Here is a 15,350-nt window from a genome sequence, read left to right on the forward strand (position 1 = left end):
GCAAAAAGGGGGTAAACTGAAAATACCAAAGGCTTTCTAGTATTCCCCCCTTTTATTGGATGCGAACAAAAGGTTCGTATCTTTTTTTATGTTGTTTTGTGCAGGAAGCGTTTCATTCTGACTAACGCTTCTTGAAGCTGTTCAATCGAGGTTGCATATGAACAACGGATATATCCCTCACCGCTCGGACCAAACACACTTCCAGGAACAACGGCCACTTTTTCCTGCGTCAGAAGCTCCTCGGCAAACTGTTCTGAACTCATTCCCGTGCTTTTAATAGATGGAAAAGCATAGAAAGCGCCGCCCGGATGATGACAGCTGAGACCGATTTCATTGAGCGATTCTACAAACAGATTCCGTCTTCTTCGATAGCTTTTTTTCATTTTTTCTACGTCTTCCATGCCGTTCTTCAGGCCTTCAAGGGCGGCAAACTGCGCCATTGCGGGCGCGCACATCATCGCATACTGATGAATTTTAAGCATGGCATCCCGAAGCAAGGATGGTGCCGCAGCAAAACCGAGCCTCCAGCCCGTCATTGCAAATGCTTTTGAAAAGCCTGAGATGACTACCGTCCGTTCCTTCATTCCCGGTAATGCCGCTATACTTGTAAATTCCTCATCATATGTCAGCTCCGCGTAGATCTCGTCGGCTAAGACGATGACATCATGTTTTTTGGCAAACTCAGCAATCTCATTCAGCTCTTCCTTCGAATAAACCGAACCTGTCGGATTCGATGGTGAGCAGATGAGAATGGCCTTTGTTTTTTCAGTGACTGCCGCTTCAAAATCAGCAGCCGTTGCTTTAAATCCTTTGTCTGCCGTTGTATGAACGTGAACCGGGATACCGCCTGCCAAAGAAACAAGCGCATCGTACGCCACAAAACACGGCTCAGGAATGATGACCTCCTCACCTGGATTCACAATGGCGCGGATCGCAATATCCAAAGCCTGACTTGCCCCCACTGTCACAATCAGCTCATTATCTGGCGAGTAGCTAAGGTCAAACCTGTTGCTCAAATAACGGCTGATTTCCTCCCGCAATGAGTATAAACCCGCATTGGCCGTGTATGACGTATATCCTTGTTCAAGAGAGAGAATGCTTGCTTCGCGGACATTCCACGCGGTAACAAAATCAGGCTCGCCGACGCCTAAAGAAATGACGCCTTCCATCGTTGCCGCCAAATCAAAGAATTTGCGGATGCCGGATGGTTTTATTTGTTGTACATAGTCTGATAAATACGAAGTCATTTACGGTGACACCACGATTCTTTTGTCGTCGTCTCCTGTTTCAAACACTTTGCCGTCATGCTTGTATTTTTTCAGGATAAAATGGGTTGTCGTAGATACAACTGAATCAAGCGTTGACAGTTTATCCGAAACAAAACGCGCTACGTCAGACATCGAATTGCCGCGAATCACGACAGACAAATCGTATACGCCTGACATCAGGTAAACTGATTCAACCTCTTGGAATCGGTAAATCCGTTCCGCCACTTCATCGAAACCGACGCCCCGCTTCGGCGTTACTTTGACGTCGATCATGGCCGTAACGCCCTCATGTCCGTCGACTTTTCGCCAATCAATCATAGCGGAATAATCGATAATAACCTTTTCTTTCTCCAGTTTGTCAATAATTGTTTTTACTTCATTTACAGGGATGCCTGCCATCTTTGCGATTGTTTCTAAATCGGCGCGGCTGTTTTCGTCTAAAATTTCTAATATTTCTGTTTCTTTTTCTGTCAATTTCATTTGATTCACACCTTTGCAATGTCAAGAAATCTCATGACATTATATCACGTTTTTTGACGAATGCTAAGAAAAAACGAGGAGAAACTTCCGCTAGAATTGACAATTTCAGGGCATAATACAACCATCAAAAAAAGGGAGTGACACAGAATGGAGGCGGTTTCACCAATAAGGCGGTTTACGGTCGATGGAGTCAATGTATACTACGAACATTATCAAAATCCCGGCAGGCAAACGCTGGTCTGCGTACACGGTTTTTTATCATCTGCATTCAGCTTCAGAAAAGTAATTCCTCTCCTTCGGGACAAGTACGACATCATCGCGCTTGATTTGCCTCCTTTCGGCCAATCTGAAAAATCAAGAACGTTTATCTATACCTATCAAAACCTTGCTAAGCTTGTCATTGGGATTTTGGAGCACTTGCAAGTGAAACAGGCTGTGCTTGTCGGGCATTCTATGGGCGGGCAGATATCGCTGTCTGCTGCTCTCCAAAAACCTGAGCTTTTTTCAAAGGTTGTGCTGCTTTGCAGTTCAGGGTATTTAAAACGTTCACACCCGACGATCATTTTCGGGACCCATATCCCGTATTTTCATCTTTACATCAAACGCTGGCTCTCGAAAGAAGGCGTGATGAAAAATTTATTAAATGTGGTGCATGACAAATCGCTGATTGATGAGGAGATGATCGACGGCTATGGCAGACCGTTTCAAGACGAGCAGATTTTCAAAGCCATGACAAGGTTTATCCGCCACAGAGAAGGAGATTTAGAACCCGAGCAATTGAAGAAAATGAACAAGCCTGCTCTATTGATTTGGGGCGAGGAGGATCGAATTGTCCCAATGGAGATCGGTAAACGGCTGCACGCGGATTTGCCTAATTCCGAGCTGTACTCACTTGGCCAGACCGGACATCTGGTGCCTGAAGAACGGCCTGAACTTGTTTCTGAACACATTGCTGATTTTATCAAATAACAAAAAAACCGGTGCTGAACCGGTTTTTTTAAGGCGTGCAGGAGCTGCTGTTTTTAATGAATAAAAGCTGGCCAGCCACTTCCCGGCAGCTGGCGATCGGCAGCGTTTGTTCAAAAGAAGTTTCAAATATTTGCTGAATGCTTTTCGCCAGCACGTCAGGATCGTCTTCATCATAGACTGCCTGCACGACATCAACAGCCTCCGTTTCGTAAAACTCTTCTCCATATTTAAACGGGTCCCATTTGGCAATGATCTTAATCATTTCCCTGACCGCTTGACTTTCTTCCATATTCATCACCGCTTATAATAAAATTTGCAGTTCTATCTTATCATAGTGAAGCTTAGAAGAATAAACATACATGAGGGGGGTAACAGAATGAACTTTGATAAACGAGAAGAACGCCTTGGCACCCAATCTGTTAAATGGGACAAAACAGGCGAATTATTTGGCGTGACAGACGCACTCCCGATGTGGGTGGCGGATATGGATTTTCGCGCCCCGGAAGCGATAACTGAAGCGTTAAAAGAGCGTCTTGACCACGGTATTTTTGGTTATACAACTCCAGATCAAAAAACGAAGGATGCTGTGTGCGGATGGATGCAAAACAGGCACGGCTGGAAGGTAAATCCGGAAAGCATCACATTCAGCCCCGGCGTTGTAACAGCTTTGAGCATGGCGGTACAAGCTTTTACGGAGCCTGGCGATCAAGTAGTTGTTCAGCCTCCAGTTTATACGCCTTTTTACCATATGGTGGAGAAAAACGGCCGGCACATTTTACATAATCCGCTGCTAGAAAAAGACGGCGCATATGCAATGGATTTTGAAGATTTGGAGACAAAGCTTAGTGACCCAAGCGTTACATTGTTTATTTTATGCAATCCTCATAACCCTTCTGGGCGTTCATGGAGCCGGGAAGATTTACTGAAGCTAGGCGAATTGTGCCTTGAGCATGGCGTCACAGTTGTATCGGATGAAATCCATTCCGATTTAATGCTGTACGGACATAAACACACGCCGTTCGCTTCGCTCTCTGACGATTTCGCTGATATTTCTGTGACATGTGCTGCTCCAAGCAAAACATTTAATATCGCCGGATTGCAGGCTTCAGCAATCATTATTCCGGATCGCCTGAAGCGCGCCAAGTTTTCCGCAAGCCTTCAGCGCAATGGTTTAGGCGGACTGAACGCATTTGCCGTCACTGCAATCGAAGCCGCGTATTCAAAAGGGGGACCGTGGCTTGATGAATTGATCTCTTACATTGAGAAAAACATGAACGAAGCGGAAGCCTTTTTGAGCAACGAGCTGCCAAAGGTCAAAATGATGAAGCCGGATGCATCATACTTGATTTGGCTCGACTTCAGCGCTTACGGCTTGTCCGATACAGAGCTTCAGCAAAGAATGCTAAAAAAAGGAAAAGTTATTTTAGAGCCCGGGACGAAATACGGGCCTGGCGGAGAAGGATTTATGCGCCTGAACGCGGGATGCTCTCTTGCAACCCTGCAGGACGGCCTGCGCCGCATCAAAGCCGCATTATCGTAAATATAGCTGTAAACGCCTTTACGTCTTCATTTGTAAAGGCGTTCTTAATAAAGGAATTTTATATTTTACTTCTAATATTTAGTGTTATAATAGATTCATATTTTATACGAAAGGATTTCACACGAATGGAAATTCTAAAAGACTATCTTCTGCATATCTGCTTTATTTTGTTTCCTATTCTTCTTTACCAAGTGTTTTGGCTTGGAAAACCTGCGATTCTTGTGCCAAAAATAAACAGCGGTTTGGTCACGCTCTTCGCCTGCGGCGCCTCCGTTTTATGCATTATTTTCCCGATTCATGAAATGGACTACATACAATACGGCCTTCAGATGATTCCCGTTATCATTTGTTTATTTTACATTAGTACCGCTTCCGGACTTACAGTCGCCGCATCTGTCCTATGTTTTGAACTGCTTTTTTACGAACCTTCCGCAATGTTTGTTTTCACTTTGCTGCCTTTTCTTATCATTATCCCAATCTTATTTCAGAAAAAATGGCCATTCATGTCCAAAGCGAAAAAACTGCTGCTGTCTTTATTGATCAGCTGCGTGGAGATTTTCCTATTTTTCGCCTCAAGCTGGATTCTTTCCGCCTTGAATATTTTAAATTTTCAAAAATCAGGAATTTTCGTTTACGAGGCGGCAGTCTCAGGGCTTTTCCGCTCCAGTGTTCTTCTATTAAGCATCTATATTATCGAAAGCATCGCCGAAAATATCGCCCTGCGTTCACAGCTTATCCATTCTGAAAAAATGACGATTGTGAGTGAACTGGCAGCGAGCGTCGCCCATGAGGTCAGGAATCCGCTGACAGTTGTCCGCGGGTTTGTCCAGCTGCTTTTTAATGACGAAACCCTACAAAACAAGTCGAGTGCGGATTACAAAAAGCTTGTACTGTCAGAGCTTGACCGGGCGCAAGGCATTATCACAAACTATCTCGATATGGCCAAACAGCAATTATACGAAAAAGAGGTTTTTGACCTATCTGCCCTTATCAAAGAGACAAGCTCCCTTATGGTGTCGTACGCCAATTACAAGTCAGTAACCGTCGAGGCTGAAACAGAACCGGACCTTTTGATATACGGAGACGCAACAAAGCTGAAGCAGGCTGTCATCAACCTGATGAAAAACAGTATTGAAGCGGTTCCTCACGGGAAGGGGATGATCCACATATCAGCCAAAAGAAACGGCCATACGATCATGATTAACATCACAGACAATGGGGTCGGGATGACAGACCATCAAATGCAAAAACTCGGCGAACCTTATTATTCCTTAAAAACGAACGGAACGGGACTCGGCCTCACCGTAACCTTTTCCATTATTGAACATCATCACGGGACCATTTCATTTAACAGCAGCTTCCAAAAAGGCACTACGGTGACCATTAAGCTTCCCGCTGATCTTCCTCACTAGCAAATCGATTGGAACTTTAATAGAATAAATGCGAGGTGATGACAGATGAGCACGTTTAAGACAGGCTCTATCGTTAAAGGATTTTACAAAACAGGTGTATACATAGGAGAAATCACGGCTTGCAGGCCGCAGCATTATTTAGTGAAAGTGAAAGCGGTTCTTACCCATCCCGCTCAGGGAGACCTTCATCATCCAAAACAGGCGGATGTGCCATTTTTTCATGAGAGAAAAGCGCTCGCACATGGTGAACAGACCAATATCCCCCACCATATGGTGAAGCCTTATGACGGTGAAGTGCCGGATTATACCGAATCTCTGCGAGAGGCGACAGCACAGATGAGAGCCAAATTGAATGAGGATGGTTCGGAGTGGGCAAAGCGCTCCCTTCATAATCTGGACATTTTAGAAAAAGAATATTTTAACCTGCCATAACCCAGTCTGACAAAAGATTGGGTTTTTCACGTCGCGCGCTTCAACAGTTCGGTTAAATCGATTCTTTCGCCGATTGTGGGCGGTTTTGGCTTTTCGAGATACTGCTTATCCTGCTCAACAAGCTTAAAAAGTTTATATGCTGTAAGGGCATCATCAAGCGCTTTATGATGGGTGCCGGTTCCGGAATCTCCATACTCTTCGGCAGCTTTCCATAAACCCGTCAATGTCCGGTCTCCAAAAAAGTTTTTGTATTCAAGCGATAAATCTCTCATTTCTCCCTTAAACGGGAAAGGGATATGGTTAAACATACAGTTTTGCTTCAGCACTTTCATATCCATGTTTCCCCACGTAATAATTGTGCTGTTTTTCTCAGGATCCAGCTCGTTTAGTTTACGGATGAAATCCTCGAATCTCATTCCTTCGTCTACCTGTTTTTGGGTTATTTTTAAAAATGATTTGCATCGTTTCGTAAGCTTCGGGAACTTTTTCGGTCTAACATAGCTAGAAAACGTCTCAACCACTTCATCATCAATCGACTTTACAATTCCGGCTTCAATGATTTCCGGGAAGAAGTTTTGAGGACTGTACTTTCCATCAGGCATTGTAAATTCGAAATCAATAATGAGTAAGCTGTTTGTCGTCACCTTTTTACACCTGCCTTTCCTCCGATCAGAAAATGCTATCTTTATAGTATATCAATTCCCCTTCTCGACATTTCTTCATTTTCTAAAAATAATGAATTTTCCCAGCCGCTTCGTTTCTTTTAAATTGTGAATCGTTTCTTTATAATTAGTAAGGAACCCGAAATAATAAGAAGGTGATGTTATATCTATCCGTAAGAAAAACTTTGTCATTGTGTGGCTGGCGAACTTTTTTGTCTCCGCTAGCACAACGATGATCGTTCCTTTTCTCTCCTTATACATTGAGACGCTCAGCTCTTTTTCAAACGGCTTTGTGCAAAGGTGGAGCGGCTATGTGTTCGGCATTACATTTCTCATGGCGTTTTTGGTATCCCCGTTTTGGGGACGGTTCGGAGACAAACGCGGATACAAGAAAATCCTTATGGCAACCGGAACGGGCATTGCCCTCAGCATTTTCTTCATGGGCTTTGTTACATCGGTGTACCAATTGTTTTTTCTGCGTATGGCAATGGGTCTTGTAACCGGATTCATCCCGACATCTCTTGCGATGATTTCGGCACAGACTCCGAAGAGCTCAGCCGGCAAAACACTTGGCACGCTGCAAATGGGGCAAGTGTCCGGAAGCTTGTTCGGCCCGCTTTTGGGAGGCATGCTTGCTGATCGTTTCGGCTTTACGTATACCTTTTTTATCACATCCTTTGTGATTTTCTCGTCTGTTCTTCTCGTGTTATTTGGTGTCAAAGAAAAGCCTCTTGCAGAGAAAACAGCCAAACGTACGTCTTACTCGAGAAAAGAAGTGCTCTCCTATATTTTTCACCATCCGGCGCTGTGGGTCATGATGCTGTTAACCATGCTGATTCAAACAGGCAATTTCAGTATCCAGCCCCTGCTCGCTTTATATGTAAATGAGCTGCACGGACCTGTCAATCTTGCCTTTTTCTCCGGCATGGCATTTTCAGCAACGGGGCTCGGAAGTTTGCTGCTGGCTAGAAAATGGGGTGATCTGGGCGACCGCTACGGCCACCGCCGCATTTTAATCGGACTTTTGCTCGCCGCCTCTTTCTTTTTTATTCCGCAGGCGCTCGCGTCCTCACTCAGCGTGCTCCTTGTTTTCAGATTTTTATTCGGAATGGCGATGGGCGGTTTGCTGCCATGCATTACGGCAGCGATCCGCGTTCAGGCTCCCGGCAGCATTCAAGGTGAAGTTCTCGGCTACAATGTCAGCTTTCGCTTTTTAGGAAACGTGCTCGGGCCTCTGCTCGGCGGAATCATATCGAGCCATTTTACCATTTCGGCCACCTTTTACGTCACGGCGTTTCTCTTTTTCGCCGGCGCCTGCATGCTTTGGATCATGCAGAAACTTCGGAAAGATTCTTATGCCAAAGCAAGCTGATTCCGAGAAAAAACTGAGGAATCTTCTAAATTTAACCTTCTCGTAATCTCAAAAGAATGGTACGATATGGCTAGAATTTAGGAGAAAAGAGAGTGACCATGTTACGAAAAATAATCGGATGGATTTTGCTCCTTTGCATAATCCCATTGTTTGCATTTACAGTTATCGCTTCCGGAAAAGAAGTAAAACAAATGAAGTCCCTGGATCAGGTGCTTGATAAAAATATTGATCTGAAAGATATCAGCCTTGTTCAGAACAGCTACATGTATGACAGGGACGGCTCCCTTGTCTCGGAAATCGTTAGCGACCACGAAAACCGTGTGCTCGTTCCATTTAACAAGATTCCCGAGGAAGTCAAACAGATTTTCTTAACATCTGAGGACCGCCATTTTTACGAGCATAAAGGCTTTGACTTTATGGGAATGGTGCGGGCTACTGCTTCTAACGTAAAAGACAAGAAAATTGACCAGGGTGCCAGCACCATCACACAGCAGCTTTCAAGAAACTTGTATTTGAGCCACGAACGCTCCTTCAGCCGCAAGCTGACAGAGCTCGCGTATTCCTATCAGCTGGAGAAAAAATATACGAAAAATGAAATTCTTGAAGCTTACTTAAATACCATTTATTTCAACAACGGTGTTTACGGCGTCGGTTCAGCAGCTCAATTCTATTTCAGCAAACCGCTGAAATCTCTCACAGTGGGAGAAATGGCTTTTATCTGTGCTATACCTAATAACCCTACATTATATGATCCTCTCAAGCATTTTGACTACACGAAAAGCCGTCAAGAACGTTTGCTTAAAGGGCTAAAAGATGCCGGGGTCATTAAGGACAAAGAGCTGAAAAAAGCCGTAAAACAAAAAATCAAACTGGATGTTGAAAAAAGAGAAGACAAATATCCTGACTACGTTTCCTACGTCAATGATGAATTCACTCAGCTGGTGTCTGAATCAGAAGGCTTTGATAAACGCCTTCAAAAAGCATCAGGAAAACAAAAAGAAAAGATCGAGAACGAGCTGTCCGCAAGAGTCAGCACGCTGATGAAAGACGGTGTGAAAATTTATACTGCACTTGATCCGTATATGCAAAATCAAGTTGTGGCACAAATGAATTCCAAGCTCCCGTATGCGGACGTACAGGGCGGAGCGGCTGTGATTAATCACCAGACGCATCAAATCATCGCTCTATCCGGCGGGAAAAACTATCAAAAATATGACTTTAACCGCGCCTACCAGGCGTACAGGCAGCCGGGTTCATCCATTAAACCGCTTCTTGATTACGGCCCTTATATTGAACAGACCGCCGCGACAACAAGCAGCACCATTGATGCCAGCAAGTTTTGCAGCAAAGACTACTGTCCGCAAAACTACAATAACCGCACTTACGGCACAGTGACGCTTGATACGGCGTTTAAAAATTCATATAATACCCCGGCTATTAGAATGCTCGACCGCGTCGGCATCCAAAAGGCATTCAGTTATATTGAGCCGTATCATTTTGCCAAACTTGTCGACAGTGACTATCTTCTTCCGGCGGCGCTTGGCGGATTTACAAACGGCATGACGCCTCTTGAGATGACAAAGGCTTATACGACATTCGGAAACAGCGGAAGCTATACGCCGAGCCATGCGATTACAAAGGTGACAGACCTTAAAGGAAAAACGCTTTATAAATGGAATGATAAAGCGACTCAAATATTCAGCGTCCGCACGAACATGCAGCTGAAAAAACTGATGTCTTCCGTTGTGAAAAGCGGAACAGGGAAAAAAGCATATTTCAATGCGCCTTACATCGGCGGTAAAACCGGAACATCAAATGATTATCACGATATGTGGTTTGTCGGCCTGACTGATACGTATACAATGGGTGTCTGGGTCGGAAAGGACACACCGACCAGCGTTGAATATCTTCACAGCATCAGCCCTCAGCTTTCCATCTGGAAAGGAACGCTGCAAGCGGCTTATTAAAGGATCGGAGGGGATATGGAGTGACTTCAGAACAAATTCCAAATCGCGTTTTGCTGTTTGACGGTGTCTGCAATTTATGCAATGGCGCCGTGCAGTTTATCATTAAACGTGATCCGGACGGATTGATTTCTTTCACATCGCTGCAGTCGGAAACAGGACAGAGCCTGCTGAAAAAAAGCGGGCTTCCGACTGATCGGTTTGACAGCTTTGTCTTTATTGAAGACGGCCAAGTGTACACAAAGTCAACTGCAGCCATTAAGGTTTTCAGGCATCTGCGAGGCCCATGGCGGCTCTTCGTCCTGTTTTTCGCAGTGCCGAAGCCTGTCAGAGATATGGTCTATTCTTTCATTGCCAACAACCGCTATAAGTGGTTTGGCAAAAAAAATGAATGTATGCTCCCCTCCCCTTCTATTAAAAAAAGATTTTTACCGTAAATAAAAAATGGCTAGGAAGCTAGCCATCACAGATTGTTGACAAAATCCTAAAACGGCTTCGTTTTAGGATTTTGTCATCTTTTCAGCGTGATTGAAAACTTTTGAAGTCGATGAAGAGCGAGCATTGGATGTGAAACGGCGGAAACCTGAGAATCTAGCCGCCGTTTTATTGCGTATAGAGCACGAAGCGCAAATCTGACCACCAAACGCTGAAATGGCTAGCTTACACAGGTAAGCTAGCCATTATGCTATTATAAAGCTTGATAAATATGAACAGAATACCGATAACAAAGGTAAACCAAAACAGCAGTTCCAATAGAATGAACCCGACTAATGACATGAGAGAAAGCGTCGAATAAATCCGGTATACGGTAAACACAAAGTAAGCGAGCGTGACGACCGCAAACCAGATCACAATCCAAATGACATTTTGCAAGAGCACAAAGGATAAAATCCCGCCGCCCAAATAAATCATGGAACCCATTCTGAGTTTTTTCAGGTTGTTCCCTTCCGGATCATTAGCAAAAAACAGCAATGACAGCTCGGTCACGGTATTTGCAATCAATTTCAGAGCGGACAGAACCATAAAATATAAAAGTGCAAAGGCAGCAAATAACGCAAGCCTGATCCCTTTCTCTGAAAAATAATCGAGCATTCCATCATACATTCCAAATGAAGACAGCATCTTCAACGCATAAAGTGAAGTTGAGATGGATAAGGACGAACTAAAAAGCAGGATCGCAATCAGCGGAAAATATCCTGTCAAATAAGTATTTTTCATATAAAAAAGTCCCTTTCTATAATCTACCTCATTTATTATGGAGGACTTAAAACACATTGACAAGATAAATTATTCCATTTTTTCTCCTTTTTACGAATTACGGTCCCAAATCTTCACAAAGCAGCATTTTGAGAGTAAAGTAGTACGCAGGAATCATAAAACGTAAGGAAGTTTTATATGAAAAAAACATTAAAACTGCAAACCAGACTCACCATATTTGTTTGTATCGTTGTATTAATCGCATTGCTCATTACGTTTTTTACAGTCGGTGCCCAAACCACCAAACGAATTAGAGATCAGGAAAAGGCCACTGCGCTGCAGACTGCTGAAATGGTAGCTGAGGCGCCGATGACAGCCGCTGCTTTAGAAAACGGAAAAAAACAAAAGGAACTGCAGGGCTACACAAAGCGGGTTCAGAAAATTACCGGCACGGAATTTGTTGTCGTCATGGATATGAACGGTATCCGCAAAACTCATCCTGACCCGAGCAAAATCGGAAAAAAATTCAGAGGCGGTGATGAGTCCGAGGTATTAAAAGGGCATGTCCATATCAGCACAGCCTCTGGCACGCTCGGGAAATCGCAGAGAGCGTTCGTCCCTGTCTACGCGGAGAATGGAAAACAGGTCGGTGCAGTCGCGGTCGGCATCACCGTAAATGAAATTGATGAAGTGATCAGCCATAGCTTACGGCCGCTTTACTTTATTATTTGCGTCAGCATCTTCGTCGGTGTGATCGGAGCCGTTATCGTCGCCCGTACAGTGAAAAATATCATGTACGGACTTGAACCTTATGAAATTGCGACTCTGCTTGAAGAACGGAGCGCGATGCTGGAATCGACGAAGGAAGGAATACTCGCTGTCGATGAACATGGCAAAATTAAACTTGCCAACGCGGAAGCAAAACGCCTATTCGTCAAAATGGGCATCAACACAAATCCCATTGATCAGGATGTAGATGACATCTTGCCGAAAAGCCGCTTGAAAAAGGTCATTGAGACAAAAAAACCTCTTCAAGACAGAGACGTCCGCATTAACGGGCTGGAGCTTGTGTTTAATGAAGTTCCTATCCAGCTGAAAGGACAAACTGTCGGAGCGATTGCAACATTCCGCGACAAGACCGAGGTAAAACATTTAGCTGAACAGCTTTCCGGTGTTAAAATGTATGCAAACGCACTGAGAGCGCAGTCTCATGAATTTATGAACAAACTGCATGTGATATTAGGTCTCGTCCAGCTGAAAGAGTATGATGATCTTGGAGATTATATTAAAGATATAGCCATACAGCAAAAATCAGAAACAAGTGAAATTATAAATGATGTCAAAAGCTCCGTACTGGCCGGTTTTCTGCTCGGAAAGCAAAGCTTTATACGTGAGCAGGGCGCAAATCTTGATATTGAATGCAACGGTGTCATCCCGAACGCGGCAGACCCTTCTGTCATCCATGAACTTATTACAATCATCGGAAATCTCATCAACAATGGCTTAGACGCTGTTGCCGATATGCCGAAAAAACAAATCACCATGTCCATGCGCTTCCATAACAGCATACTTGATATTGAAATTACCGATACTGGAGCAGGCATGTCTGAAGAAGACCAAGCCAAAGTATTTGAACAAGGCTATTCAACAAAGGGCAAAAACCGGGGATTCGGCCTTTATTTCACACAGCAAAGCATCGAAAATTTAAAAGGCCAAATGATCCTCACAAGCGAAAAGAATGAAGGAACAACATTCAGTATTCGCATCCCGTACGAACCGAAGGAGGAAAATCATGATTAATGTACTAATAGTTGAAGATGACCCCATGGTGGGTGAATTAAATAAACGATATTTAAGCCAAATAGATGGCTTTCAGCTGAAAGGCATCGCTTCTTCCTTTCAAAGCGCTCTGCATATTTTAGGCGAGCATCATATCGACCTCATTTTGCTTGATATTTATATGCCGGGAAAAAACGGGCTGGAACTGCTGACGGAATTGAGAGCCCAAAATGAAGCGGTTGACGTGATTGTCATCTCAGCGGCCAGCGAGCTTGACGTGATCAAGAAAACACTTCGGTACGGAGCTGTTGATTATTTAATCAAACCGTTTGAATTTGAACGATTCCAAACGGCTCTGTCTGATTACAGACGAAAACAAAAGGTGTATTCAACCCATCGCAACATGAGCCAAAAAGAACTGGACGCCGAGCTTTTTCAAAAGAAAGAAGCAACAGAAAAAGTGCAGCTTCCTAAAGGCCTGACAAAAAGCACGCTGAAGCTGATCTGGTCCAGTATCCAGTCATTTGAAAATGAATCTTTTACGACAGAAGACTTGGCAAAGCACACTGAAATCTCTCAAGTATCCATACGAAAATACTTAAAGTTTCTTGAAGATATACAGGTTCTGAATGTAGAAATGGCGTACGGAACGATCGGAAGACCTGTGTTTCAGTACAACGTCAACAACAGTAACCTTAACGGAATAAAGCAATATCTATAAGAAAAACGCACTGCTTGCTTTGAGCAGTGCGTTTTTCCTGTCATATCTCTTGCCAAGATGCTTGATTCTATTGTTGATAAGTTATACAAGAATAACAAAGGGCCTTTCACATTTTTAAGCAAACAATTCTAAAAATAGATACTTTTTAAAAAATTATGCGAAATTCTATTTATTTCTTATTAGTTAAATGATAAATTATGATTGGTTAGTTGATCCCGAAAAACTAAGTCATAAGTCTTACTTCAGAAAACGATGTCACGGTTTTCCGCCCGGAACGCCTTCCGCATCCTTCTCTTCCCCGCCTTTCGAAGGAAATACTCACACCACGCTTATTCAGGGAAGAATAGAACTGTCTCAGCACATTCCATTTGTTATTATCAGAAAATTTTATCGATTTTAAGAAATTGTTCAGGACAGCCCATCACATGACTGGCCGGATCAGCTTTGAACCAAATTTTTCTGGGGGGTTATATCTTGAATAAACGAAAAATCGGATTGGTGATGTCACTTGTGATCGCAGCAGGCACCATATTAGGAGCATGCGGAAACAGCGAAAAAAGCAGCGGCTCAGGCGAAGGCAAAAACAAATTCAGTGTGGCGATGGTTACTGACGTAGGCGGAGTGGATGACAAATCCTTCAATCAATCAGCCTGGGAAGGCATCCAAGCCTTTGGGAAAGAGAATGGGCTGAAAAAAGGCAAAAACGGTTACGACTATCTTCAATCCAAATCTGATGCAGACTATACAACGAACTTAAATAAATTGGCGCGTGAGAATTTTGACTTAATTTACGGCGTCGGCTACTTAATGGAGGATTCAATCAGCGAAATTGCTGACCAGCGCAAAAATACAAACTTTGCGATTATAGATGCTGTTGTCGATAAAGACAACGTCGCAAGTATTACGTTTAAAGAGCAGGAAGGCTCATTTCTCGTCGGAGTGGCCGCAGCCCTATCAAGCAAATCAGGAAAAATCGGCTTTGTAGGCGGCATGGAATCAGAGTTAATCAAAAAATTCGAGGTCGGCTTCCGTGCCGGCGTGCAAGCAGTTAACCCTAAAGCCGTTGTAGAAGTGAAATACGCAGGGGGTTTCGATAAAGCCGATGTCGGCAAAGCAACCGCCGAAAGCATGTATAAATCAGGCGTAGATGTTATTTATCACTCTGCGGGCGCCACTGGCACAGGCGTCTTTACTGAAGCGAAAAACCTGAAAAAAGAAGATCCAAAACGCGATGTCTGGGTCATCGGTGTCGATAAAGACCAATACGCAGAAGGCCAGGTAGAAGGAACAGATGATAACGTCACCCTCACTTCCATGGTGAAAAAAGTAGATACAGTCGTTGAAGATGTAACGAAAAAAGCGAGTGACGGAAAGTTCCCGGGCGGCGAAACACTTACCTACGGGCTTGATCAAGACGGAGTCGGCATTTCTCCATCTAAACAAAATCTATCGGATGATGTGATCAAAGCGGTCGATAAATGGAAGAAAAAAATCATCAACGGATTGGAAGTCCCGGCAACTGAGAAAGAGCTGAAAACCTTCAAAGCTGAATAA

Annotated in this window: 16 protein-coding genes; 10 read left to right on the plus strand and 6 right to left on the minus strand. The window is 43.8% G+C overall.

What is annotated here, in order from left to right:
• Nucleotides 1-86 precede the first annotated feature (86 nt).
• Nucleotides 87-1,247 carry an aminotransferase gene (locus tag NYE53_RS15740; RefSeq protein WP_003228862.1) on the minus strand — a complete coding sequence of 387 codons (1,161 nt, stop codon included), beginning with the start codon at nt 1,245-1,247 and terminating at the stop codon, nt 87-89.
• The gene (locus tag NYE53_RS15745) at nt 1,248-1,748 is read right to left on the minus strand and encodes an Lrp/AsnC family transcriptional regulator (protein ID WP_009968070.1); all 501 of its coding nucleotides are present in this window, start codon (nt 1,746-1,748) and stop codon (nt 1,248-1,250) included.
• Between the two features lie 147 nt (nt 1,749-1,895).
• Here NYE53_RS15745 and NYE53_RS15750 point away from each other — a divergent pair, with 147 nt between their 5' ends.
• The gene (locus tag NYE53_RS15750) at nt 1,896-2,717 is read left to right on the plus strand and encodes an alpha/beta hydrolase (protein ID WP_339245560.1); all 822 of its coding nucleotides are present in this window, start codon (nt 1,896-1,898) and stop codon (nt 2,715-2,717) included.
• 28 nt (nt 2,718-2,745) lie between these two features.
• Here the strand turns inward: NYE53_RS15750 and NYE53_RS15755 are convergent, their stop codons facing one another.
• A complete protein-coding gene (locus tag NYE53_RS15755) occupies nt 2,746-3,006 on the minus strand; it encodes a YugE family protein (protein ID WP_032722422.1) in 261 nt (86 codons plus the stop codon).
• A gap of 87 nt (nt 3,007-3,093) precedes the next feature.
• On the opposite strand from NYE53_RS15755, the gene patB reads away from it, so the two are divergent.
• From patB to kapB, 3 genes are all read left to right on the plus strand, one after another.
• Nucleotides 3,094-4,257 (plus strand): cystathionine beta-lyase PatB, encoded by a 1,164-nt coding sequence (patB, locus tag NYE53_RS15760; protein ID WP_129010235.1) that lies wholly within the window; start codon nt 3,094-3,096, stop codon nt 4,255-4,257.
• Between the two features lie 125 nt (nt 4,258-4,382).
• Nucleotides 4,383-5,669, plus strand: coding sequence for a sporulation sensor histidine kinase KinB (kinB, locus tag NYE53_RS15765; RefSeq protein ID WP_003228853.1), 1,287 nt, complete (start codon nt 4,383-4,385; stop codon nt 5,667-5,669).
• 45 nt (nt 5,670-5,714) lie between these two features.
• Nucleotides 5,715-6,101: a kinase-associated lipoprotein KapB gene (gene kapB, locus NYE53_RS15770; protein ID WP_339245562.1), complete on the plus strand. Its 387-nt coding sequence runs from the start codon at nt 5,715-5,717 to the stop codon at nt 6,099-6,101.
• 26 nt (nt 6,102-6,127) lie between these two features.
• On the opposite strand, the gene kapD is transcribed toward kapB, so the two are convergent.
• Together kapD and NYE53_RS15780 are read right to left on the minus strand one after the other, a co-directional pair.
• Entirely contained in the window at nt 6,128-6,745 is a 618-nt protein-coding gene (gene kapD, locus NYE53_RS15775; protein ID WP_003228846.1) for a 3'-5' exonuclease KapD, read from the minus strand.
• Between the two features lie 75 nt (nt 6,746-6,820).
• Entirely contained in the window at nt 6,821-7,024 is a 204-nt protein-coding gene (locus tag NYE53_RS15780) for a hypothetical protein (protein ID WP_029318498.1), read from the minus strand.
• Between NYE53_RS15780 and NYE53_RS15785 the strand changes: the two genes are divergently transcribed.
• From NYE53_RS15785 to NYE53_RS15795, 3 genes are all read left to right on the plus strand, one after another.
• Nucleotides 6,957-8,135, plus strand: a complete 1,179-nt coding sequence (locus tag NYE53_RS15785) for a multidrug efflux MFS transporter (RefSeq protein ID WP_015251341.1) — start codon at nt 6,957-6,959, stop codon at nt 8,133-8,135. The genes NYE53_RS15780 and NYE53_RS15785 overlap by 68 nt on opposite strands.
• A gap of 92 nt (nt 8,136-8,227) precedes the next feature.
• On the plus strand, nt 8,228-10,102 hold the full coding sequence (locus NYE53_RS15790) for a transglycosylase domain-containing protein (RefSeq protein WP_339245564.1): 1,875 nt from the start codon (nt 8,228-8,230) through the stop codon (nt 10,100-10,102).
• Nucleotides 10,103-10,122: 20 nt separating this feature from the next.
• Entirely contained in the window at nt 10,123-10,536 is a 414-nt protein-coding gene (locus NYE53_RS15795) for a thiol-disulfide oxidoreductase DCC family protein (protein ID WP_015384506.1), read from the plus strand.
• A gap of 223 nt (nt 10,537-10,759) precedes the next feature.
• On the opposite strand, the gene NYE53_RS15800 is transcribed toward NYE53_RS15795, so the two are convergent.
• Nucleotides 10,760-11,317: a YufK family protein gene (locus NYE53_RS15800; RefSeq protein ID WP_003228837.1), complete on the minus strand. Its 558-nt coding sequence runs from the start codon at nt 11,315-11,317 to the stop codon at nt 10,760-10,762.
• A gap of 177 nt (nt 11,318-11,494) precedes the next feature.
• On the opposite strand from NYE53_RS15800, the gene maeL reads away from it, so the two are divergent.
• The 3 genes from maeL to nupN all read left to right on the plus strand — a co-directional run bounded on the left by maeL (nt 11,495) and on the right by nupN (nt 15,350).
• On the plus strand, nt 11,495-13,096 hold the full coding sequence (gene maeL, locus NYE53_RS15805) for a two-component system sensor histidine kinase MaeL (protein WP_339245566.1): 1,602 nt from the start codon (nt 11,495-11,497) through the stop codon (nt 13,094-13,096).
• On the plus strand, nt 13,089-13,796 hold the full coding sequence (gene maeM / locus NYE53_RS15810; RefSeq protein WP_014477821.1) for a two-component system response regulator MaeM: 708 nt from the start codon (nt 13,089-13,091) through the stop codon (nt 13,794-13,796). The genes maeL and maeM overlap by 8 nt, the downstream gene beginning before the upstream one ends.
• A gap of 474 nt (nt 13,797-14,270) precedes the next feature.
• Nucleotides 14,271-15,350 carry a guanosine ABC transporter substrate-binding protein NupN gene (gene nupN / locus NYE53_RS15815; RefSeq protein ID WP_339245569.1) on the plus strand — a complete coding sequence of 360 codons (1,080 nt, stop codon included), beginning with the start codon at nt 14,271-14,273 and terminating at the stop codon, nt 15,348-15,350.

It is taken from the genome of Bacillus sp. FSL R5-0523 (genome assembly GCF_037975295.1).
Classification (GTDB): Bacteria; Bacillota; Bacilli; order Bacillales; family Bacillaceae; genus Bacillus; species Bacillus subtilis.